The organism is Pseudomonas subflava, from assembly GCF_023823685.1.
GTDB classification, from domain to species: Bacteria; Pseudomonadota; Gammaproteobacteria; order Pseudomonadales; family Pseudomonadaceae; genus Aquipseudomonas; species Aquipseudomonas subflava.
The window spans coordinates 164,493-183,892 of the sequence record NZ_JAMXBF010000011.1; the positions used below are offsets into that span (position 1 = coordinate 164,493).

Genomic DNA, 19,400 nt, shown 5'->3' on the forward strand with positions numbered 1-19,400 from the left:
AAGATGGGGCTCACCGGGCTGACCACCCAGTGTGATGCCGGTTTCCGGCTTTGCCGAAGGAGTGGCCGTGGTGGCCGAAGGCAAGGCCGACGCCTTCTTCGTCGATCACGTGGTGCTGCAGAACCAGGTCGCGCTCAGTCACGCCGCCAGCGATCTGCAGGTGCTGGATCGACTGTTCGACCTGGAGCCGTTCGCGCTGGCCATGGCCCGTGGCGACGACGACTTCCGCCTGCTGGTGGATCGCGAGTTGAGTCGAGTGTACCGCTCTGGCGAGATCGAGCCGCTGTACCGCAGGTACTTTGGCGAGCCCAGCACGCAGGTGCGACTGCTGTTCCAGGCCTACTCGCGGCCTTAGCGGCTCGGCGCGTGCTGATGCCCGAGCACGCTGATCATTAGCGTGCCGGGCAGCAGCGCCAGGGCAACCAGGTGCCAGTGTGCAATCACCAGTTCGAGGATGATCTCGCGGGTGCTCCAGGTGTTGCCAAAGGCCTGGGCGAAGAGGGCTGCCGCGAAAGTGCAGGCCAGCAGCGCGCTGCAGATAAAGGCGATGACCAGCATGGTTTTGCGGCGCAGAAAGGTACCCGCCAGCAGGAAAGCCAGCATGCCGGGCACTGTGGCGATCAGCAGTGCGCTCACGGAGTAGTCATTGCTGTCGATCAGCTGCGGCCATTCCAGGGTCAGGCGCTGCTGGCGCAGGCTGCCGGTGAGCAGGCTGATGAACAGCGCGGCGCTGGGAGCGATCACCAGGCTTGCCAGTAGCAGAGTGATGGAGCGATGCATCTCAGATCGCGCCGCCATCCTTCAGCGCGGCGATCTGCTCGGCGCTGTAGCCGAGGCGGCTCAGCACCGCCTGGTTATGCTCGCCCAGCTGCGGCCCGGTCCACTCCACGCCGCCGGGGGTTTCCGACAGCTTGGGCACGATGCCGGGCATCTTGAATGGTTTGCCATCCGGCAGCTTGGCCGAGAGGAACATCTCGCGGGCGAGGAATTGCGGGTCCTTGAACATGTCCTCGGCGGAGTAGATGCGGCTGGCCGGCACTTCGGCGCGCACCAGCACGGCCTCCACTTCGCTCAGCGGCAGGCTGGCCGCCCAGCGGTCGATCACGCCGTAGAGTTCGTCACGGCGGGCATCGCGGCCTGCGTTGTCGGCCAGCGCCGGATCGCTCGCCAAGTCCTCTCTATGTATGGCGCGCATAAAGCGCTGGAAGATCGCATCGCCATTGGCGCCGATCTGGATATGTTTGCCGTCGCCGCAGGTGTGGATGGAGGAGGGCGTGATGCCGGGCATGATGTTGCCGGTGCGCTCGCGGATAAAACCGAACACGTCGAACTCAGGCACCATGCTTTCCATCATGGCGAAGGTCGCCTCGTACAGCGCTACGTCCACCACCTGGCCCTGGCCGCCGTTGACCTCGCGGTGCCGCAGCGCCATCAGTGCGCCAACCACGCCCCATAGCGCGGCGATGGAGTCGCCGATGCTGATGCCGGTGCGTACCGGCGGGCGATCCTCGAAGCCGGTGATGTAGCGCAGCCCACCCATGGACTCGCCGACTGCGCCGAAGCCCGGTTGGTCCTGCATCGGCCCGCTCTGGCCGAAGCCGGACAGACGCACCATCACCAGCCTGGGGTTGAGCGCGTGGAGCACGTGCCAGCCCAGGCCGAGCTTCTCCAGCACGCCGGGGCGGAAGTTCTCGATCAGGATGTCGGCCTCGCTCAGCAGTTTCTTCAGCACCTCACGCCCGTCCTCATGCTTGAGGTTGAGGGTGATCGACTGCTTGTTGCGCGCCTGCACGAACCACCACAGCGAGGTGCCCTCGTACAGCTTGCGCCACTTGCGCAGCGGATCGCCGCCATCCGGCGACTCGACCTTGATCACCTCGGCGCCGAACTCCGCGCAGATGCGCGAGGCGAAGGGGCCGGCGATCAGAGTGCCGAGTTCGACCACTTTCAGACCGGCGAGGGGTTTGCTGGGGATCATCGTGGCTCCAGGAAAGGGATGCTGATGGGTAACCTAAGCGCTCACATGATGTCCGCGCGGTGGGAGCTGCCGCAAGCCATCTGATGACCTGCTCTGGCGTCGCCTCGGAGCTGAACGTACAGTGCGTGGTTTGTTGACTGCTCGTTTAGTATTTCCCTCATGTTTGCCCTACTAGAGCATCGCCTTCGGCTGGGAGGCGACGCGTCATGCAGCTGAATCTCGCCACGCTGGTGCTGCTGGATATCTACATTCTGCTGCTCGTCGGCGTGCTGATGCTGCATGCCTGGAGCCGCGGGCGCGACAGCACCCTGGGCTACCTGGCGGCGGCACTGCTGATCGGTGCGGCCGGCACGGTGGTGGGCAGCTTGCGGGGTATGGGCGTCGACTGGGTGCCCATCCTGCTCGGCAACGTACTGGTCCTGGCGAGCGCGGCGCTGGCCTGGACGGCGTTGCGGGTGTTCGCCGGTCGTCGGCCGAGCCGCGCCGGGATGCTGGCCGGCGCGCTGGTCTGGCTTGCGCTGTGCCTGGTGCCGGCCTTCTACCAGTCGCTGCCGATACGCATCACCACCGGCTCGTTGCTGCTGGCGGGCTATGCCGCGCTCGGCGCCTGGGAGTTGTGGCGCAGCCGGAGGCGGCTGGAGGTGGACATCCGTCCGGCGCTGGTGCTGACGCTGATCCACACCGGCTTCTACACGGTGCGCGCGTTTTTCGACGACAACCTGCCGTTCGACCCGAGCGGGGCGAGCACGCACTTCTTCGCGCTGGTGGTGCTGGAGACGCTGCTGTATGTCATCGGCCTGGCGTTCGTCACCCTGGCGATGGTCAAGGAGCGCGCCGAGCTGCGTTACAAGAGCGCGGCCCTGCGCGATCCGCTGACCGGCATCGGCAACCGCCGCGCCTTCGTCGAGGCGGCGGAGTGCCAGCTGGGTGTCTGCGCCCGCCTGCGCCGCCCGGCGGTGCTGCTGCTCTGCGATCTGGATCATTTCAAGCGGCTCAACGACAACTTCGGCCACGCCACCGGCGACCAGGCGCTGGCCGAGTTCGGCCGCATTCTCGCCAGCCGTTCGCGGCAGCAGGACCTATGCGCGCGCATAGGCGGTGAGGAGTTCGTCTGCTTGCTGGCGGAGGCCGATGCCACGGCGGCGCTGGCGCTGGCCGAGCGCATTCGCAGCGAATTCGCCGAGATGCCGTTCGTCGCCGAGGGGCAGCTGAGCGTGAGCATCGGCATTGCCGAGGCGCAGCTGGCCGACTACGAGCTGACACGCCTGCTGTCGCTGGCCGACCAGGCGCTCTACGCAGCCAAGGCCGCCGGGCGCAACCGCGTGGAGCTGTACCGGGCGGAGCCGCGCTGAGACGAATCGGGTAGACTTGCCGCCTTCCCGATCAGCCAAGAAGCCCGCCCATGGCCCTGCAAGCCACGCCCTACAAAGTCGAACTGAATCTCACCGACCTCGACCGCAACGTCTACGAGAACCTGCGTTTTACCGTGGCCAAGCACCCCTCGGAGACCGAAGAGCGCCTGGCCGTGCGCCTGATCGCCTACGCCCTGTGGTACCACGAGCAGCTGGCCTTTGGTCGTGGCCTGTCCGACGTCGACGAGCCGGCGCTGTGGGAGAAGAGCCTGGATGACCGCGTGCTGCACTGGATCGAGGTCGGCCAGCCGGATGCCGAGCGCATCACCTGGTGTTCGCGTCGCACCGAGCGCTTCAGCCTGGTGGCCTACGGCAACCTGCGGGTGTGGCAGAACAAGGTGCTCGACGGCGTGCGCAGCCTGAAGAACATCAACGTAGTCGGCGTCGACCAGGAAGCCCTGGAGAACCTGGCCCGCGATCTGCCGCGCGCGATCAGCTGGAGCGTGATGATCAGTGACGGCCTGCTCTACGTCACCGACGAGCGCGGCCAGCACGAGATTCCGTTGGAATGGCTGCACGGCGAGCGCTGATCGTTTCCCCTCTCCGATGGGAGAGGGGCCAGGGATGAGGGGCTGATCTCCTGCACGGAGCTTCCCTCTCCCCAACCCTCTCCCAAAGGGAGAGGGAGCCTTCCGCGACGCTATCGGCCCGCCTAGCAGAACAATCGGAACACCCCATGCGCATCGACCTTCGCCCATTGCCCGCCATGCTGCCCGACCTGGGCGAGCTGCCGCCGCTGCTGACCCGCCTGTACGCCGCCCGCGGCGTGCAGTCCGCCGCCGAGCTGGACAAGGGCCTGGCGCGGCTGATTCCGTACCAGCGCCTGAAGGGCATCGATGCTGCGGTGGAACTGCTGGTGCAGGCCCTGGAGCGGCGTCAGCGCATTCTCTACGTCGGCGACTTCGACGCCGACGGCGCCACCGCCAGCTCGGTCGGCGTGCTCGGCCTGCGCATGCTCGGCGCGGCGCATGTCGACTACCTGGTGCCCAATCGCTTCGAATACGGCTACGGCCTGACCCCGGAAATCGTCGCTGTGGCCCTGGAGCGCCGGCCGGATCTGCTGGTGACGGTGGACAACGGCATCTCCAGCGTCGAGGGCGTGGCCGCGGCCAAGGCCGCCGGGCTCAAGGTGCTGGTCACCGACCACCACCTGCCGGGCCCAGAGCTGCCGGCGGCCGACGCCATCGTCAATCCCAACCAGCCGGGCTGCGACTTCCCGAGCAAGGCGCTGGCCGGGGTCGGGGTGATCTTCTACGTGCTGCTGGCCCTGCGCGCCCGGCTGCGCGAGGTCGACTGGTTCGCCCGCGCCGGGATTGCCGAGCCGAACCTGGGCGAGCTGCTCGACCTGGTGGCGCTGGGCAGCGTGGCCGACGTGGTGCCGCTCGACGCCAACAACCGCATCCTAGTGCACCAGGGCCTGGCGCGTATCCGTGCGGGCCGGGCGCGGCCGGGGCTCAAGGCGATCCTCGAGGTGGCCGGACGCCAGGCGGCGCGCATCAGCTCCACCGACCTCGGCTTCATCCTCGGCCCGCGCCTGAACGCCGCCGGGCGGATGGACGACATGAGCCTGGGCATCGAATGCCTGCTGTGCGACGACGAGGCGCTGGTGCGCGACATGGCCCAGCAGCTCGACGATCTGAACAAGGACCGCAAGGCCGTGGAGCAGGGCATGCAGCGCGAGGCGCTGGCCCAGCTCAAGGACCTCAGCCTGGAGGACATGCCGTTCGGCCTGTGCCTGTTCGAGGCGGACTGGCACCAGGGCGTGATCGGCATCCTCGCCTCGCGCCTCAAGGAGCGTTACCACCGCCCGGCCATCGCCTTCGCCGATGCCGGCGACGGGCTGCTCAAGGGCTCGGCGCGTTCGGTGCCGGGCCTGCATATCCGCGATGCGCTGGACGCGGTTGCCGCGCGCCATCCCGGGCTGATCAGCAAATTCGGCGGCCACGCCATGGCCGCCGGCCTGTCGTTGCCGCAGGAACACTACGGCGCCTTCGCCGCAGCCTTCGACGCCGAGGTGCGCCGCCAGCTGAGCGAGGACGACCTCACCGGGCGCCTGCTGTCCGACGGCCAGCTCGGTGTCGAGGAGTTCCACCTGGAGCTGGCCAAGTCCCTGCGCCATGCCGGGCCGTGGGGGCAGCACTTCCCCGAGCCGCTGTTCCATGGCGTGTTCCAGATCGTCACCCAGCGCGTGGTGGGCGAGAAGCACCTCAAGCTGGTGCTGAAGACCGAGTGCGGGGGCCAGACCCTGGACGGCATCGCCTTCAACGTCGACCGCGACACCTGGCCCAACGCGAGCGTGCGCTGGGTGGAGCTGGCCTACAAGCTGGACGTCAACGAGTACCAGGGCCGCGAGAGCGTGCAACTGCTGGTCTCGCACCTGGCGGCGCGCTGAGCGGATGAGCGGGCTTGACGGGGTGGAGGTGGGCTCCTAAAGGTTAATCCGCCGCCGTCCGCGGCATGCATGCGGAAGCTGGGCGTTGTCCGCGCCACCACGTCCGACTTCGAGGATTCCGCCATGCGCTTCCCGCCGCTTGTCTTCGTCATCAGCTTGTCCTGCTGCACCTTGCTGCAGGCTCAGGATTTGCGAGTCAACCGCTTCGACGACCAGCTCGATGGCATTTGCGATGCCCATTGTTCATTGCGCGACGCGGTGAGCATGCACAACCAGCTCGGCGGCACCAACCGCATTCTGCTGCCGTCCGGTATCTACAACCTGTCGCTGCCTCCCGAGTACGGCGAGGAAGGTGAGGTGTACGACGAGGATCAGAACCTCAACGGTGATCTCGATGTGCTCGTCGGCTCGCTCGTCCTGGTCGGCGCGGGGCGTCAGGTCAGCATCGTCGACGGCGGCGTCCTGGACCGTCTGCTGGAGGTCGAGGCCGGCGCCACGCTGACCGTGCAGGACCTGACCCTGCGCAACGGCTTCTCCTCGGAAGACGGCGGCGCCATCGAGAACCGTGGTCACGCCGTGGTCCGCCGCAGCCGGCTGGCGGATAACCTACTGCGCTATTCCTGGGGCGGCCGTCACCGCGGCGGGGCGATCTTCAACGCCGGCACCCTGGAGGTGTACGACAGCCAGTTCGAGGGTAATCGGGTCGACATCGGCGACAGCGGCGGAGCCTTCGGCGGCGCGTTGTTCAACGCCGGCACCCTGACCGTACGCGACACCCTGTTCCGTGCCAACCGGGTGAATACCGACGACGTGGTAGGCATCGGCGCGGCGCTGTTCAACATCGGCACCGCCAGCATGGCGCGGGTGTCCGTGCTGGAGAGCCAGGGCGACGGCGAGGGCGTGGCCGTCCGCAACGATGGCGATGGCATGCTGAGCCTGGCCAACATCACGGTGGCGAAGAGCCAGGGCCAGGAGTACGAGACCGACGCGGCGGTGGCCAACGGCTCCTACTATCCGATGTACCCGGGTACCCCGAGCATGACGCTGGTCCATGCCAGCATCGCCGACAACCAGGCGGTGGGGCTGTCCAACCGTGGCGACCTGACGGTGCGCAACAGCCTGATCATCGACAACCGCTTGCAGAATTGCCTGGATGACGGCAGCCGCTACCGCGCCCGCGGCTTGCTGCTTGGCCTGGATTCCAGCAACTGCGCGGCGGATGCCTACGTGGCCAACGAGCAGGCCTATTCGCTGGTGCTCTACGCCCTGTCCGCGAACAGCTCGGGGCTGCCGGCATTCAATCTGCGTCCGGCCAGCCCGGCGCTTGATGCCGCCGTCGGCAACTGTCCGACCTTCGACCAGCGGGGTTTCCCGCGGCCGCGGGATGGCGACGGTGACGGCCTGGCCGTGTGCGATCTGGGGGCGTACGAGCGTGGTGCGAAGAATCGCTGAGCCGATCAACTACGCGGGGGAAGGCGCCCGCCGGAGCCTTCGACCAAGGCCCGCGCGCTGACGTCCTGCCAGCGCGACAGCAGTTGCGGCGGCTGCTTGGACTGCCGCTGCGGCGCGCTGCCGAGGAAGATGCCGTGATTGTTGAAGGCGTACACCGGCAGTAAATCGCGGCGCTGGCTGGCCGGCAGTATCCGCGCCTGCAGGTTGTCGAGGATCAGCGGTTCGGCGTCGGCGCCGGCGTAGTAAGCGAGCACCATGTGCGGCCTGCGGCTGCCGAGATCCTTGACGAAGGTCAGACGCAGCTTCTCGCTGGGAAGGCCCAGCTGCAGCAGGCCGAAGTACTTGGCGATGGCGATGTCCTCGCAGTCGCCGCGGCCCAGACTCAGGGTCTGGCCGGGGGTGGCCCAGTAATCGGCTTCGCCCCATAGCTGCATGTCTTCGCCGTGCAGCACGCTGCGGTTGACGAAGCGGTTGACCCGCTCCAGTCGCGCCCGCTCGTCGCCGTCGCGGTTCTCCAGCAGTTGCTGCCAGGCCTGCAGGCGGCTCTCGGCCATCGCCTCGGCCAGGGCCGAGGGTGGGGCGTCGTTGGCGCTGGTGGCGCCGCCGACCAGCAACGCCAGCGCACCCAGAAGGGCGCGGCGCGGTAACAGGCGGATCGGCAACGAAAAGGGCATGGTGAGCACTTCGGTCCGCCCCATCGGCGGCTCGGCGATTCTGTGAGATCGCCCGCTCGCCGAATGTGACGGCTAGCTCCGTTTCGCTGACGATCTCTGCCGTTTCGTTGCGTTTTCTCGAACTGCGTCACGCTGCCCGGCGATTCGCGCGCTCGCCTTCGCGAGCCGGGGAGGCCGCGAGGCGGGCCCGGCTGCTGCAAAGGCCTGCCGCCTCGCAATATCCGGAAGCACAGCCCGGCTTCGCCGGGCCGTGGTCGAGGCTAGAATCGGGACACTTTCCACCCCGAAGGAGGGTTCAGATGAATACTCGCGGACTGCTCGATCAACTGCTCAAATCCGGCCAGGACCTGCTGCAGCAGAAATCCGGTGCTTCGTCCTCCGGCGGCCTGGGCGGTTTGCTCGGCGGCATGGCCGGCGGAAAAGGTGGCAAGGGTGGCGACCTCGGCACCCTCCTCAAGGGCGCAGGTGGCGGGGCCCTGGCGGCCGGTGCGCTGGGCGCGCTGCTGGGCAACAAGAGCGCGCGTAAGGTCGGCAGCAAGGTCATCACCTACGGTGGCCTCGCCGCGCTCGGCGTGATCGCCTACAAGGCCTATGGCAACTGGCAGGAGCAACAGCGTGCGAGCAACGCGCGCCCGGTCAGCGAGCCGCAGACGGTGGACCGCCTGCCCGCGCCCCAGGCCGAGCTGCACAGCCAGGCCATCCTTCGGGCGCTGGTGGCGGCGGCCAAAGCCGACGGCCATGTGGACGCCAAGGAGCGTCAGCTGATCGAGGAGCAGATCGGCGCGCTGGCAGACGATCCCGAGCTGCTGCGCTGGCTCGATACCGAGTTGAACAAGCCGCTCGACCCCGCCGAAGTGGCGCGCGCCGCCACCACACCGGAGATGGCTGCGGAGATGTATATCGCCAGCGTGCTGATGGTGGACGAGGAGCACTTCATGGAGCGCGCCTACCTCGACGAGCTGTCCCGCCAGCTCAAGCTGGAGCCCTCGCTGAAGGCCGAGCTCGAGGCGCAGGTGCGTCGCGAACTGGTCGGCTGATGCTTCAGGCGGAGTTCCCGGTCCCGTCCTGGAACTCCGCCCGGTTCGCCCGGCGTGCTCGGCGCGATACAGCGCTTGGTTGGCCAGCTCCAGGGGTCGTCCAGCTCCGCGTGATCCAGCGGCCATAGCGAGCCGCCCAGGCTGCAGCCGACCCGTACCTCGTGATTCTCGATCCGCACCGGCTGCTGCAGGCCATGCAGCACTCGGTCGGCCACCTGGCGGATGTGGTCCCGCGCCTTGGCCTCCGTCACCTGCACCATCACGAATTCGTCTCCGCCCAGGCGCGCCATCAGATCGCCGCCGCGCAGGCGCACGGCCACGTGCTTGAACAGTTAATGAGCAGGGCGAAGTGGCTGCGATCGCTGAACGAGGGCTGCTCGCCAGGCTGGGGTGCAGCGGAAACGAGGCCGTTCCGGTTGCAGGTCCGGCTAAGGCGCCCCGGCATGCCGCACAAAGGCCCACCCAGTCTTCAAGTTTCCGGTGAGCACCGCGCCGAATCTCTCACTTGGCCGAGGGTTAGGGCCTGTGGTCGCCGGCGTGCGGCGGCCGAGCTCTGGCTCGCAGTGGCCAGCGCTCATCCGCTGCCCTGCTAGACTGGCCGCCAGTCGAGGAGGGCGACATGGGACTGAGGGTTTGCGCCGGTTGGATGCTGATGGTGGCGGCGCATTGCGCATGCGCCGATGGCCAACTGCTGCTCGATCAGCGCGCGCTGCTGCTGGATGACGGCCGCCTGCCGCGCGAGGCGGCGCTGGATCGCCTGCAGCAGGTGCGTTTCGCCTTCCGCGAGCCGCTGGCCGAGCCGGGCCGGTGGCCGTTGTGGATACGCACCCAGGGCAACCGCGGGCGCTGGGACGACGGCCTGGAGCGGCATGCCGAGGCGGTGACTCTCGGCCTGGACAAACCGCTCGGCGGCCAGTGGATCGGCGGTGGCCTGATCGCGCTGTCACGCGCCCGCGTGGACAGCGGCGGCGCGGCGGACAGCGAAAGCACTCACCTCGGCCTCTACGCCGCCACCCGCGTGTACAACCAGCTGGGCTTCAAGCTCGGCGTCATGCATGGCCAGCACCGTCTGGACGGCGGCGGCGACCACGCCGGCGCACGCAGCTGGCAGCTGTTCGGCGAGAGCAGCTTCGCCCTGGATTTCCGCGACTTCACCCTGGAGCCGTTTGCCGGCCTGGCCCTGATTCGCCTGGACAGCGCCGCCCTCGCACAGGGCTGCGTGCGTCTGGCCGGGGCGGACGAGGAGGGCGGCTACCTCAGCCTCGGCTGGCGCCTGGCCGCGCCCTGGTACTGGCAGCAGCGCAAGTGGGTCGGTCGCGCCAGCCTGGCACTGCGCCAGGATCTCGGCGGCGACCGCCTGAACGGCGAGGTGCTCGCCGCAGACGGCGAGACCCTGCGCCTGCAGGGCCGCGAATTCGAGCGCAGCACCCTGCGGCTGGACCTGAGCCTGGACCACGCGCTGCGCGACGATCTCTACCTCGGCCTGAGTTACGCCGGCGACTACGCCGAGGACGCCCGTGACCACGCCCTGGCCGCGCGGCTGAGCCTGAGGTTCTAGCGGCCGCGTGCTCGCGTGGCCGATCGAGCGGAGCGGCCCGCCGGTCAGCCTGCGGGCTGCCAGCGGGCGTGCAGTCGGGTATACTCGCCGGCTTTTCCGAACCCTTGCGGTCGCGGCCCATGTCGCGCCACGTCCGGCCCGGCCAAGCGCCGGCGGGCGGGCGCGGGCCGGGTCGCGATCCTGCCCGAGAGTGCTGCCCACCATGGAAATCAATCCGATCCTCAACAGCATCAAGGACCTGTCCGAGCGCACCCAGACCATTCGGGGGTATCTTTGACTACGATCAGAAGCATGATCGTCTCGTCGAAGTAAACCGCGAACTCGAAGACCCGAACGTCTGGAACAAGCCGGAGTACGCCCAGAACCTGGGCCGTGAGCGCGCCACCCTGGCGCAGATCGTCGACACCATCGACGACCTCACCGGCAGCCTGGCCGACTCCCACGACCTCCTGGAAATGGCCGCCGAAGAAAACGACGAAGGCGCCGTCAACGACGTCGCCGCCGAAGTCGAGCGCCTGCGCGAGATCCTCGAGAAGCTGGAATTCCGCCGCATGTTCAGCGGCGAGATGGACCCCAACAACTGCTATCTGGACATCCAGGCCGGTTCCGGCGGTACCGAGGCCCAGGACTGGGCCAACATCCTGCTGCGCATGTACCTGCGCTGGGCCGACAAGCGCGGCTTCAGCGCCGAGATCGTCGAGCTTTCCGAGGGCGAAGTCGCCGGCATCAAGGGCGCCACCGTGCATATCAAGGGCGAGTACGCCTTCGGCTGGCTGCGCACCGAGATCGGCGTGCACCGCCTGGTGCGCAAGAGCCCGTTCGACTCCGGCGCCCGTCGCCATACCTCGTTCTCGGCGGTGTTCGTGTCGCCGGAGATCGACGACCGGGTCGAGATCGAGATCAACCCGTCCGACCTGCGCATCGACACCTACCGCTCCTCCGGCGCCGGTGGTCAGCACGTCAACACCACCGACTCGGCGGTGCGTATCACCCACGTGCCGACCAACACCGTGGTGGCCTGCCAGAACGAGCGCTCGCAGCACGCCAACAAGGACACCGCCATGAAGATGCTGCGGGCCAAGTTGTACGAGCTGGAGATGCAGAAGCGCACCGCGGCCTCCCAGGCGCTGGAAGACAGCAAGTCGGACATCGGCTGGGGCCACCAGATCCGTTCCTACGTGCTCGATGATTCGCGCATCAAGGACCTGCGGACCGGCGTCGAGCGCAGCGACTGCCAGAAGGTGCTCGACGGCGACCTCGACCAGTACCTCGAAGCCAGCCTCAAACAGGGCCTTTGATCCCGTACCGCTGTGGGGCACGGCTGCTCGCCAGTCGCGTGCCCCTCGGTTTCCCCATTGATTATTGATTAGACGCCAGGCAGACAGACGACCATGAGCGACCAACAGCCCGACCAGCACGACCTGCAACAGGAAGAAAACAAGCTGATTGCCCAGCGCAAGGAAAAGCTTGCCGCCGTCCGCGAGCAGGGCAATGCCTTCCCCAACGACTTCCGCCGCGACAGCCTGTGCGCCGACCTGCAGAAGCAGTACGCGGAGAAGACCAAGGAAGAGCTGGAAGCCGCTGCCATCCCGGTCAAGGTCGCCGGTCGCATCATGCTCAACCGTGGTGCCTTCATGGTGCTGCAGGACACCTCCGGCCGCCTGCAGGTCTACGTCAACCGCAAGACCCTGCCGGCCGAGCAGCTGGAAGCGGTCAAGCACTTCGACCTGGGCGACATCATCGCCGCCGAGGGCACCCTGGCCCGCTCCGGCAAGGGCGACCTGTACGTCGACATGCTCAACGTGCGCCTGCTGACCAAGTCGCTGCGTCCGCTGCCGGACAAGCACCACGGCCTCACCGACACCGAGCAGCGCTACCGCCAGCGTTACGTCGACCTGATCGTCAACGAGGAGGTGCGCGACACCTTCCGCGTGCGCTCCCAGGTCATCGCGCACATCCGTCGTTTCCTCAACGAGCGCGGCTTCCTCGAAGTGGAAACCCCGATGCTGCAGACCATCCCCGGTGGCGCCGCGGCCAAGCCCTTCGAGACCCACCACAACGCTCTGGACATGGCCATGTTCCTGCGTATCGCGCCGGAGCTGTACCTCAAGCGCCTGGTGGTCGGTGGCTTCGAGAAGGTCTTCGAGATCAACCGCAACTTCCGTAACGAAGGCGTCTCGACCCGGCACAACCCCGAGTTCACCATGCTCGAGTTCTACCAGGCCTACGCCGACTACGAAGACAACATGGACCTGACCGAGGAGCTGTTCCGCGAGCTGGCGCAGACCATTCTCGGCACCACCGACGTGCCCTACGGCGACAAGGTGTTCCACTTTGGCGAGCCGTTCGTGCGCCTGTCGGTGTTCGACTCGATCCTCAAGTACAACCCGGACATCACCGCGGCCGACCTCAACGACGTGGAGAAGGCCCGCGCCATCGCCAAGAAGGCCGGCGCCAAGGTGCTCGGCCACGAGGGCCTGGGCAAGCTGCAGGTGATGATTTTCGAGGAGCTGGTCGAGCACAAGCTGGAGCAGCCGCACTTCATCACCCGTTACCCGTTCGAGGTCTCGCCGCTGGCCCGTCGCAGCGACGACGATCCGAGCGTCACCGATCGCTTCGAGCTGTTCATCGGCGGCCGCGAGATCGCCAACGCCTACTCCGAGCTGAACGATGCCGAAGACCAGGCCGCGCGCTTCCTGCAGCAGGTGGCCGAGAAGGACGCCGGAGACGACGAGGCCATGCACTACGACGCCGACTTCGTCCGCGCCCTGGAGTACGGCATGCCGCCGACCGCCGGCGAAGGCATCGGCATCGACCGTCTGGTCATGCTGCTGACCAACTCGCCGTCCATCCGCGATGTGATCCTGTTCCCGCATATGCGTCCGCAGGCTTGATCGCACGGGCCGGAGCGAGCAACGTCGGCTTTCGGGTGGCACTTGGCCAGCCTGCTGTTCGATAACCAGGGGTCTGCCGTCGTGGCAGGCCCCTGTTTTTTGTCTTCAGTATGAGGAAGCTCCAGCCGTGAACCTCAGCTCCGCCGCGCAGTGCCCGGTCCGATTGGCCGGTGAGTTGGCCGAATCCGTGCAATACCGTGGCCGCAAGGCCAGTCGCCAGGGCAGCGAGCAGCGCCGCCTGAGCATTCTCGACGCCGCGCTGCGCATCACCGTTCGCGAGGGACTGCGCGGCGTGCGCCACCGCGCAGTGGCGGCGGAGGCCGGCGTGCCGCTGTCGGCCACCACCTATTACTTCGACGACATCCAGGACCTGATCGCCGACAGCTTCGCGCTGTTCGTCAAACGCAGCTCCGCCAGCCTGGCCACGCTCTGGGCTGGCGTCGACGAGGATTTCCGCCGCATCGCCGCGGCCATCGAGCAGGACCCGGGCGCGCGCCGCGAGCTGGCCACGCACTTCATCGACCTGGCCGTGGCCCATGTGCAGAGCAAGATGCGCGAGCACGACGACGAGTTGCTGGTGGAGCTGGCGTTCCGCCAGGAGGCGCTGACCAACGCCGAGCTGCGCCCGCTGTTCCTTGCCCACCAGAGCCTGCGCCTGAGCTTCGCCGAGCGTGCCGTGCGGGCGATGGGCTCCAGCGCACCTTTCGAGGATGCGCAGGTGTTGACTACGCTGGTTCTGCGGATGGAATATCACGCCATCGTCGATGGGGTGGACGACCTCGACCTGGAGGCCCAGCGCGCCGTGCTGCAGCGCTTCCTGGACCTGATCGTCGGCGCTTGATCCCAGCCCCGCCTCGGCGGGGCTTTTCGTTTGCGGCAGTCGTACAAGGAGTGCGTGATGAAAGTCTGGCGCATGGCAATGCTCGTTCTCGGCAGCCTGTTGCTGAGCGGATGCCTGGTGACCTTCAAGGACCCCATCCCGGCCAACGAGGCGGCGCCGATGCCGCTGCTCGGCGACTGGGAACGAAAGGACGAATGGGGTGATCAGCAATACCTGTCCATCGCCCGGGCCGGTTCCAACGTGTACCGCGCCAAGGCCTGGGGCGAGAGCACCGAGGACGGCGCGGCCGAGGAATACGGCTTCACCGTGGCTCACCACGGCCGTCGCTGGTACGTCTCCGCCGGCCTGCCCAAGCGCCTGGGAGCGAACTTCGCCATCGCCGGTTTCGAGCTGACCGGCGACAACGAGCTGGTGATCTACAACCTGGACGTCGAACGCATCCTTCAGGAAATGCAGGGCGGCGCCCTCCAGGGGCAGTCGCTGGAAACCCCCGAAGGCGACGCGGTGTTGATCACCAGCCCGCTGGACAAAGTGTTCGGCTATCTCGACGACCAGGCCAACGCCGACGTGTTCGTCGAAGTGGCGCGCTACCAGCGCAGCGCCGAATAAGGAGCCCCATGAGCCGCCGCAACTCGCAGGTCGACTACCACGAAACGATCCGCGCCCTCTCCGGGCGCATCGTCGAGGCGCAGACGCCGATCCGCGTGCTCGACGCCATCAAGTGGGACGATGGCATCCGCCAGGGCTTCCTCAAGGCCAAGGGCCGCGAGATGCCGGCGGTGGACCGCGCCTTCTACGAAGGCCGCCCGCTGGCGTTCGACCCGGTGGCGAAGAAGCTGGAGTTCCAGAACATCGAGCGCGACATCACCCGCAGCCTCGGCCAGTTCAACCCGGTCGGGCAGATCATGCGGCGCATGTGCAAGGAATACCGCATGGTGATCCGCATGCTCGAGGCGCGCGGCACCGCCGACTTCGGCCTGATCTCCCAGGAGCTCTACGGCGCGGCCTCCGATGCCTTCCACGCCGGCGACCCGACCCTGGCCGACCTCGGCCTGATGCTTTCCGGATACCTGAACAACATCGCCGCCCGTGGCGACCTGGAGGACGAGGCCAAGACCCTCACCGCCAAGGACGCTGTGGCCATCCTCCAGGAGCGCCTGGCCAAGGTGTTCGGCGACGACACGATCCGCGTGTTCGAGTCCGACGGCATCGTCGCCGACGCCGCGGCCGGCGCCGACTACATCAAGGTGCGCGCCGACGCCCTGTTCAACGAGCGCGACGTGCGCGCGCTGGAGGTGCACGAAGGCCTGGTGCATGTCGGCACCACGCTCAACGGCCTCAGCCAGCCGGTGTGCACCTTCCTGGCCAAGGGGCCGCCCTCGTCGACGGTGACCCAGGAAGGCCTGGCCATCCTCATGGAAGTGATCGCCTTCGCCTCCTACCCCACGCGCCTGCGCAAGCTGACCAACCGCACCCGCGCCATCCACATGGCCGAGGAGGGCGCCGACTTCCTGCAGGTGTTCGAGTTCTATCGGGAACAGGGCTACGGCATGGAGGAGAGCTACGGCAACGCCAGCCGGGTGTTCCGCGGCTCCACCCCGGACGGCCTGCCGTTCACCAAGGACCTGTCCTACCTCAAGGGCTTCATCCTGATCTACAACTACATCCAGCTCGCCGTGCGCAAGGGCAAGCTGGAGCAGATCCCGCTGCTGTTCTGCGGCAAGACCACCCTGGAAGACATGCGCACCCTGCGCCAGCTGGTGGACGAGGGGCTGGTGGCGCCGCCCAAGTACCTGCCGCCGCAGTTCCGCGACCTCAACGCACTGGCGACCTGGATGTGCTTCTCCAACTTCCTCAACCACCTCAGCCTGGACAGGATCGAAGCCGACTACGCCAACATCCTCTAAGTGCGAGCGGTAGCCCGGATGCAATCCGGGTCGGCCGCCGTCCCGGATTGCATCCGGGCTACCGATCAAGGACCTCGCCATGCCCAGCCACAAACTCGACTACGAAATCCTAGGCGCCTCGGCGCAGAGCGTCGAAATCATCCTCGACCCGGGCGAGACGGTGATCGCCGAGGCCGGGGTGATGAACTACATGACCGAAGGCATCCGCTTCGAGACGCGCATGGGCGACGGCTCGGCCAGCGGCATGCTGGGCAAGCTGTGGGGCGCCGGCAAGCGCCTGCTCACCGGCGAGTCATTGTTCATGACCCACTTCAGCAACCAGGGCAACGGCCGGCACCGGGTCGGTTTCGCCGCGCCCTATCCGGGCACCGTAGTGCCCGTCGATCTGGCCCAGGTCGGCGGCAAGCTGATCTGCCAGAAGGACGCCTTCCTCTGTGCGGCCTACGGCACGGAAATCGGCATCAGCTTCAACAAGCGCATCGGCGCGGGTTTCTTCGGTGGCGAGGGGTTCATTCTGCAGAGGCTCGAGGGCGACGGCCTGGCCTTCGTGCACGCCGGCGGCACGGTGATCCGCAAGGAGCTGAACAACGAGACCCTGCGTCTGGATACCGGTTGCCTGGTGGCCTTCACCTCCGGCATCGACTATGACATCGGTCTGGCCGGCGGCCTGCGCAGCATGCTGTTCGGCGGCGAGGGCATCCTGCTGGCCACGCTCAAGGGCACCGGCACCGTCTGGGTGCAGAGCCTGCCGTTCTCGCGCCTGGCCGAGCGCGTCTACGACGCGACCTTCCGTGCCCGCGAGGAAGTGCGTGCCGGCGGCAAGTAGCACGCCTGCGCGTGAGCGTTGCGCCGGCCCCGTGATGAGTTCCGGCGTGAACACCTTCCGCAACACCCATGCGACATCCCGGTCGCGCGAGGCGGCCGGGCAGCGGGTAAACTCTGCGCCTTCCGCCTAACGAGCCTTTCCCATGAGCGAAGAACGCAACGCCATTCCCCTCATCCTCACCGGCATCGCCAGCGTCATCGGCACGGTGGTCGTGCTCTGGTACTACGGCTACTTGCATTTCGCCAAGGAAGAAGACGCGCTGCTGCTGGCCGACTTCACCATGCTCAAGACCGTGCCCGGCGAGGACTATCGCCTCTCGCTGAAGCCGGCCAACCAGACCGCCCAGTGCATCGACGGCGTGCTGGTGCTGTTCGACACCCAGCAGAAGGGCCTGACCGGCGTGCTGGTGGATAGCAAGAAGCAGGCCGTGCGCTGCATGGGGCAGGAGACTCCGCAAGAGCTGCAATAAAGGACCGACGCACCGCCGCGATGGCGGCTGGATTGCGCTGTCCCATCTGCAACGCGCGCCGCATCGAGCGGCGCGAACCGTTGCAGGAGTAACAGATGCGGATCGAAGTGGTTCAGGGCGACATCACCGGCCTGGCAGTGGACGCCATCGTCAACGCCGCCAACGCGTCGCTGCTCGGCGGTGGCGGAGTGGACGGGGCGATTCACCGCGCCGCCGGTCCCGAGCTGCTGGTGCATTGTCGCGGTCTCGGTGGCTGCCCGACCGGCGAGGCGCGCCTCACTCCCGGCTTCCGCCTGCCGGCCCGGTACGTCATACACACCGTCGGCCCGGTATGGCGGGGCGGAGATCAGGGCGAGCCGGAATTGCTCGCCGCGTGCTACCGCAACAGCCTGGCGCTGGCCGAGTCGGCCGAATGCGCCAGCATCGCCTTTCCCGCCATCAGCTGTGGCGTCTACGGATACCCCCTCGATACCGCCGCGCAGATCGCGGTCTCCGAGCTGTCGCGCCCACGGGCGGGTGGCAGCCTGCGCCGCGCGCTGCTGGTGGCGTTCTCCGCGGACATGGCCGAGCGCTATCGGCACTGGTTGCAGGCATGAAAAAGCCCCGCTTAGCGGGGCTTTTTCGGTGCCGCCGATTTACATCGCCGGTGCCAGCACCCGCGGGGCCACGGGGGCCGAGCTATGGGAGATGGTCACTTCGACGCGACGGTTGAGCGTGCGCGAACTGGCCGTGTCGTTGCTCGCCACCGGGTAGTCCTGGCCGAAACCATGGGCGGTGATGCGGCGCGGGTCGACGCCACGGGCCACCAGGGCGCTGCGCACCGAGTCGGCGCGGGCCTGGGACAGGCGCAGGTTGTAGTCGCGGCTGCCGGTGCTGTCGGTGAATCCTTCCACCACGACCTGGCGATCCTTGTTCTGCAGCAGGTAGTCGGCCAGCTGCTGGACGTTCTGCATGCCCGAGGCGGTCAGCTCGGAACGGTCCACCTCGAACAGCACGTCACCCAGGGTCACCACCGAGCCACGCTCGGTCTCCTGGGCCTGCAGGTGCTGCAGCAGAGTGTCCAGCTGCTGATTGCGTGCGGCCAGCTGAGCCTGGGTGCGCTGAGCCGGGGCCGCTTCGAGCGCCTCTTCGGCGTTCTTCTGCAGGATGGTTTCCTTGGCCACGTCGATGCGGCGGTTGGCCAGGTAGGCCAGATGGTCGACCTCGACACTGCCATGTCCTGCGTCATAGGCATGGTTGGCACGGTTGAGCATGTCGCCCGCTTCCTTGGTTTCCACACCGGCCAGGGTCTGGGCCTGTGGATTGGCCTGCAACTCGGCGTAGCCGGCGCGGGCCTGTTCTAGGTTCGGGTTTGGGTCATGGGCGCAACCGGCCAGTACCAGCGCCAGGGCGGAGAGGGAGAATAAGTGGGTCATGCGATTCATGCGTCGCTCCTCCATGTCACTGCACGATGATCGGGGTGCGCGAGCCTTCCTCGCGGATCTGCTGCACGCCCTGCTGGGCGTCATCTAGGCTGCGCTGAGCCTTGCCGGCCAAGGCGCGGCGCTCGGCTACCCGGGCGTCGGCTTCTGCCTGCTCGATCAGGCGGCGGGCCTGTTCGTATTGATGGTCCTGCATCAGCACCTGGGCCTGGCTCATCTTGTCCTTCGCCGTCTTCATGTCGGCCGGCGCGAACTCGGGGCCGCCGGCCGCCTCGGCGCTCTTGATGACCGCGCTGGCGGAGGCCAACTGCTCGGTGGGCGGGTTGCCGGCGCAGCCGGCGAGCGCCAGGCTGCCGCCGAGTGTGAGGGTCAGTAGCAGTGTTCTCGTCTTCATGGGGATTGGGCTCCATGCAAATCCATCGGAACAAGTTGTCCGCCGAATGTCCGTCGGTAGGCGAAAATCGCCACAGGTCATGCCGGCCTAGAGGTGGGACTGCCGCTTCGAAAAGAATGTTCAGGATTTTTCCCGGGCATGAAAA

The 19,400-nt window shown here is 67.3% G+C and carries 21 protein-coding genes; 15 read left to right on the plus strand and 6 right to left on the minus strand.

Annotated elements, in window-relative coordinates; genetic code table 11:
- The first annotated feature begins 70 nt into the window (after window positions 1-70).
- Window positions 71-355 (plus strand): type 2 periplasmic-binding domain-containing protein, encoded by a 285-nt coding sequence (locus NF616_RS16230; protein WP_252274331.1) that lies wholly within the window; start codon window positions 71-73, stop codon window positions 353-355.
- Here the strand turns inward: NF616_RS16230 and NF616_RS16235 are convergent.
- A complete protein-coding gene (locus tag NF616_RS16235; RefSeq protein WP_252274332.1) occupies window positions 352-780 on the minus strand; it encodes a hypothetical protein in 429 nt (142 codons plus the stop codon). The two genes, NF616_RS16230 and NF616_RS16235, sit on opposite strands and share 4 nt — an antisense overlap.
- Before the next feature lies 1 nt (window position 781).
- Window positions 782-1,978, minus strand: coding sequence for a CaiB/BaiF CoA transferase family protein (locus NF616_RS16240; RefSeq protein WP_252274333.1), 1,197 nt, complete (start codon window positions 1,976-1,978; stop codon window positions 782-784).
- Between the two features lie 206 nt (window positions 1,979-2,184).
- Here NF616_RS16240 and NF616_RS16245 point away from each other — a divergent pair, with 206 nt between their 5' ends.
- From NF616_RS16245 to NF616_RS16260, 4 genes are all read left to right on the plus strand, one after another.
- On the plus strand, window positions 2,185-3,330 hold the full coding sequence (locus tag NF616_RS16245; protein ID WP_252274334.1) for a diguanylate cyclase: 1,146 nt from the start codon (window positions 2,185-2,187) through the stop codon (window positions 3,328-3,330).
- 50 nt (window positions 3,331-3,380) lie between these two features.
- The gene (locus NF616_RS16250) at window positions 3,381-3,920 is read left to right on the plus strand and encodes a YaeQ family protein (RefSeq protein ID WP_252274335.1); all 540 of its coding nucleotides are present in this window, start codon (window positions 3,381-3,383) and stop codon (window positions 3,918-3,920) included.
- A gap of 146 nt (window positions 3,921-4,066) precedes the next feature.
- On the plus strand, window positions 4,067-5,782 hold the full coding sequence (recJ, locus tag NF616_RS16255) for a single-stranded-DNA-specific exonuclease RecJ (RefSeq protein WP_252274336.1): 1,716 nt from the start codon (window positions 4,067-4,069) through the stop codon (window positions 5,780-5,782).
- Between the two features lie 123 nt (window positions 5,783-5,905).
- On the plus strand, window positions 5,906-7,234 hold the full coding sequence (locus tag NF616_RS16260) for a choice-of-anchor Q domain-containing protein (RefSeq protein WP_252274337.1): 1,329 nt from the start codon (window positions 5,906-5,908) through the stop codon (window positions 7,232-7,234).
- 5 nt (window positions 7,235-7,239) lie between these two features.
- On the opposite strand, the gene NF616_RS16265 is transcribed toward NF616_RS16260, so the two are convergent.
- Complete coding sequence (locus NF616_RS16265) at window positions 7,240-7,908, minus strand: transglutaminase-like cysteine peptidase (protein ID WP_252274338.1); 669 nt, start codon at window positions 7,906-7,908, stop codon at window positions 7,240-7,242.
- Between the two features lie 299 nt (window positions 7,909-8,207).
- Between NF616_RS16265 and NF616_RS16270 the strand changes: the two genes are divergently transcribed.
- Window positions 8,208-8,945 (plus strand): tellurite resistance TerB family protein, encoded by a 738-nt coding sequence (locus NF616_RS16270; protein WP_252274339.1) that lies wholly within the window; start codon window positions 8,208-8,210, stop codon window positions 8,943-8,945.
- On the opposite strand, the gene NF616_RS21275 is transcribed toward NF616_RS16270, so the two are convergent.
- A complete protein-coding gene (locus NF616_RS21275) occupies window positions 8,855-9,265 on the minus strand; it encodes a diguanylate cyclase domain-containing protein (RefSeq protein ID WP_350493496.1) in 411 nt (136 codons plus the stop codon). The genes NF616_RS16270 and NF616_RS21275 overlap by 91 nt on opposite strands.
- Window positions 9,266-9,564: 299 nt before the next feature.
- On the opposite strand from NF616_RS21275, the gene NF616_RS16275 reads away from it, so the two are divergent.
- From NF616_RS16275 to NF616_RS16315, 9 genes are all read left to right on the plus strand, one after another.
- The gene (locus tag NF616_RS16275; RefSeq protein ID WP_252274340.1) at window positions 9,565-10,503 is read left to right on the plus strand and encodes an autotransporter outer membrane beta-barrel domain-containing protein; all 939 of its coding nucleotides are present in this window, start codon (window positions 9,565-9,567) and stop codon (window positions 10,501-10,503) included.
- 202 nt (window positions 10,504-10,705) lie between these two features.
- A protein-coding gene (prfB, locus tag NF616_RS16280; protein ID WP_252274341.1) for a peptide chain release factor 2 occupies window positions 10,706-11,801 on the plus strand; the annotation gives its coding sequence in 2 pieces (ribosomal slippage) (window positions 10,706-10,777 and window positions 10,779-11,801; 1,095 coding nt in all).
- 93 nt (window positions 11,802-11,894) lie between these two features.
- Window positions 11,895-13,397, plus strand: coding sequence for a lysine--tRNA ligase (gene lysS, locus NF616_RS16285; protein WP_252274342.1), 1,503 nt, complete (start codon window positions 11,895-11,897; stop codon window positions 13,395-13,397).
- 127 nt (window positions 13,398-13,524) lie between these two features.
- Window positions 13,525-14,238 carry a TetR/AcrR family transcriptional regulator gene (locus NF616_RS16290; protein ID WP_252274343.1) on the plus strand — a complete coding sequence of 238 codons (714 nt, stop codon included), beginning with the start codon at window positions 13,525-13,527 and terminating at the stop codon, window positions 14,236-14,238.
- A gap of 57 nt (window positions 14,239-14,295) precedes the next feature.
- The gene (locus NF616_RS16295; RefSeq protein WP_252274344.1) at window positions 14,296-14,847 is read left to right on the plus strand and encodes a hypothetical protein; all 552 of its coding nucleotides are present in this window, start codon (window positions 14,296-14,298) and stop codon (window positions 14,845-14,847) included.
- An 8-nt stretch (window positions 14,848-14,855) separates the two neighbouring features.
- The gene (locus NF616_RS16300; protein ID WP_252274345.1) at window positions 14,856-16,145 is read left to right on the plus strand and encodes a flavohemoglobin expression-modulating QEGLA motif protein; all 1,290 of its coding nucleotides are present in this window, start codon (window positions 14,856-14,858) and stop codon (window positions 16,143-16,145) included.
- A gap of 79 nt (window positions 16,146-16,224) precedes the next feature.
- Entirely contained in the window at window positions 16,225-16,971 is a 747-nt protein-coding gene (locus tag NF616_RS16305; protein ID WP_252274346.1) for a TIGR00266 family protein, read from the plus strand.
- Window positions 16,972-17,113: 142 nt separating this feature from the next.
- Complete coding sequence (locus tag NF616_RS16310; RefSeq protein ID WP_252274347.1) at window positions 17,114-17,440, plus strand: PA3694 family proteiin; 327 nt, start codon at window positions 17,114-17,116, stop codon at window positions 17,438-17,440.
- A gap of 95 nt (window positions 17,441-17,535) precedes the next feature.
- Window positions 17,536-18,036, plus strand: a complete 501-nt coding sequence (locus NF616_RS16315; protein ID WP_252274348.1) for an O-acetyl-ADP-ribose deacetylase — start codon at window positions 17,536-17,538, stop codon at window positions 18,034-18,036.
- Between the two features lie 39 nt (window positions 18,037-18,075).
- On the opposite strand, the gene NF616_RS16320 is transcribed toward NF616_RS16315, so the two are convergent.
- Both NF616_RS16320 and NF616_RS16325 read right to left on the minus strand, forming a co-directional pair.
- On the minus strand, window positions 18,076-18,864 hold the full coding sequence (locus tag NF616_RS16320) for an OmpA family protein (RefSeq protein ID WP_252274349.1): 789 nt from the start codon (window positions 18,862-18,864) through the stop codon (window positions 18,076-18,078).
- Window positions 18,865-18,880: 16 nt separating this feature from the next.
- Window positions 18,881-19,255, minus strand: a complete 375-nt coding sequence (locus NF616_RS16325) for a DUF4398 domain-containing protein (protein WP_252274350.1) — start codon at window positions 19,253-19,255, stop codon at window positions 18,881-18,883.
- Window positions 19,256-19,400 lie beyond the last annotated feature (145 nt).

Bases quoted from the DNA above. Each gene is read 5' to 3' on its own strand.
- NF616_RS16250 (WP_252274335.1), top strand. From the start codon at position 3,381: ATGGCCCTGCAAGCCACGCCCTACAAAGTCGAACTGAATCTCACCGAC.
- NF616_RS16260 (WP_252274337.1), top strand. From the start codon at position 5,906: ATGCGCTTCCCGCCGCTTGTCTTCGTCATCAGCTTGTCCTGCTGCACC.
- NF616_RS16325 (WP_252274350.1), bottom strand. From the start codon at position 19,255: ATGAAGACGAGAACACTGCTACTGACCCTCACACTCGGCGGCAGCCTG.
- NF616_RS16265 (WP_252274338.1), bottom strand. From the start codon at position 7,908: ATGCCCTTTTCGTTGCCGATCCGCCTGTTACCGCGCCGCGCCCTTCTG.
- NF616_RS16295 (WP_252274344.1), top strand. From the start codon at position 14,296: ATGAAAGTCTGGCGCATGGCAATGCTCGTTCTCGGCAGCCTGTTGCTG.
- NF616_RS16305 (WP_252274346.1), top strand. From the start codon at position 16,225: ATGCCCAGCCACAAACTCGACTACGAAATCCTAGGCGCCTCGGCGCAG.
- NF616_RS16320 (WP_252274349.1), bottom strand. From the start codon at position 18,864: ATGAATCGCATGACCCACTTATTCTCCCTCTCCGCCCTGGCGCTGGTA.
- lysS (WP_252274342.1), top strand. From the start codon at position 11,895: ATGAGCGACCAACAGCCCGACCAGCACGACCTGCAACAGGAAGAAAAC.
- NF616_RS16315 (WP_252274348.1), top strand. From the start codon at position 17,536: ATGCGGATCGAAGTGGTTCAGGGCGACATCACCGGCCTGGCAGTGGAC.
- NF616_RS16235 (WP_252274332.1), bottom strand. From the start codon at position 780: ATGCATCGCTCCATCACTCTGCTACTGGCAAGCCTGGTGATCGCTCCC.
- NF616_RS16275 (WP_252274340.1), top strand. From the start codon at position 9,565: ATGGGACTGAGGGTTTGCGCCGGTTGGATGCTGATGGTGGCGGCGCAT.
- NF616_RS16310 (WP_252274347.1), top strand. From the start codon at position 17,114: ATGAGCGAAGAACGCAACGCCATTCCCCTCATCCTCACCGGCATCGCC.
- NF616_RS16245 (WP_252274334.1), top strand. From the start codon at position 2,185: ATGCAGCTGAATCTCGCCACGCTGGTGCTGCTGGATATCTACATTCTG.
- NF616_RS16270 (WP_252274339.1), top strand. From the start codon at position 8,208: ATGAATACTCGCGGACTGCTCGATCAACTGCTCAAATCCGGCCAGGAC.
- recJ (WP_252274336.1), top strand. From the start codon at position 4,067: ATGCGCATCGACCTTCGCCCATTGCCCGCCATGCTGCCCGACCTGGGC.
- NF616_RS16300 (WP_252274345.1), top strand. From the start codon at position 14,856: ATGAGCCGCCGCAACTCGCAGGTCGACTACCACGAAACGATCCGCGCC.
- NF616_RS16240 (WP_252274333.1), bottom strand. From the start codon at position 1,978: ATGATCCCCAGCAAACCCCTCGCCGGTCTGAAAGTGGTCGAACTCGGC.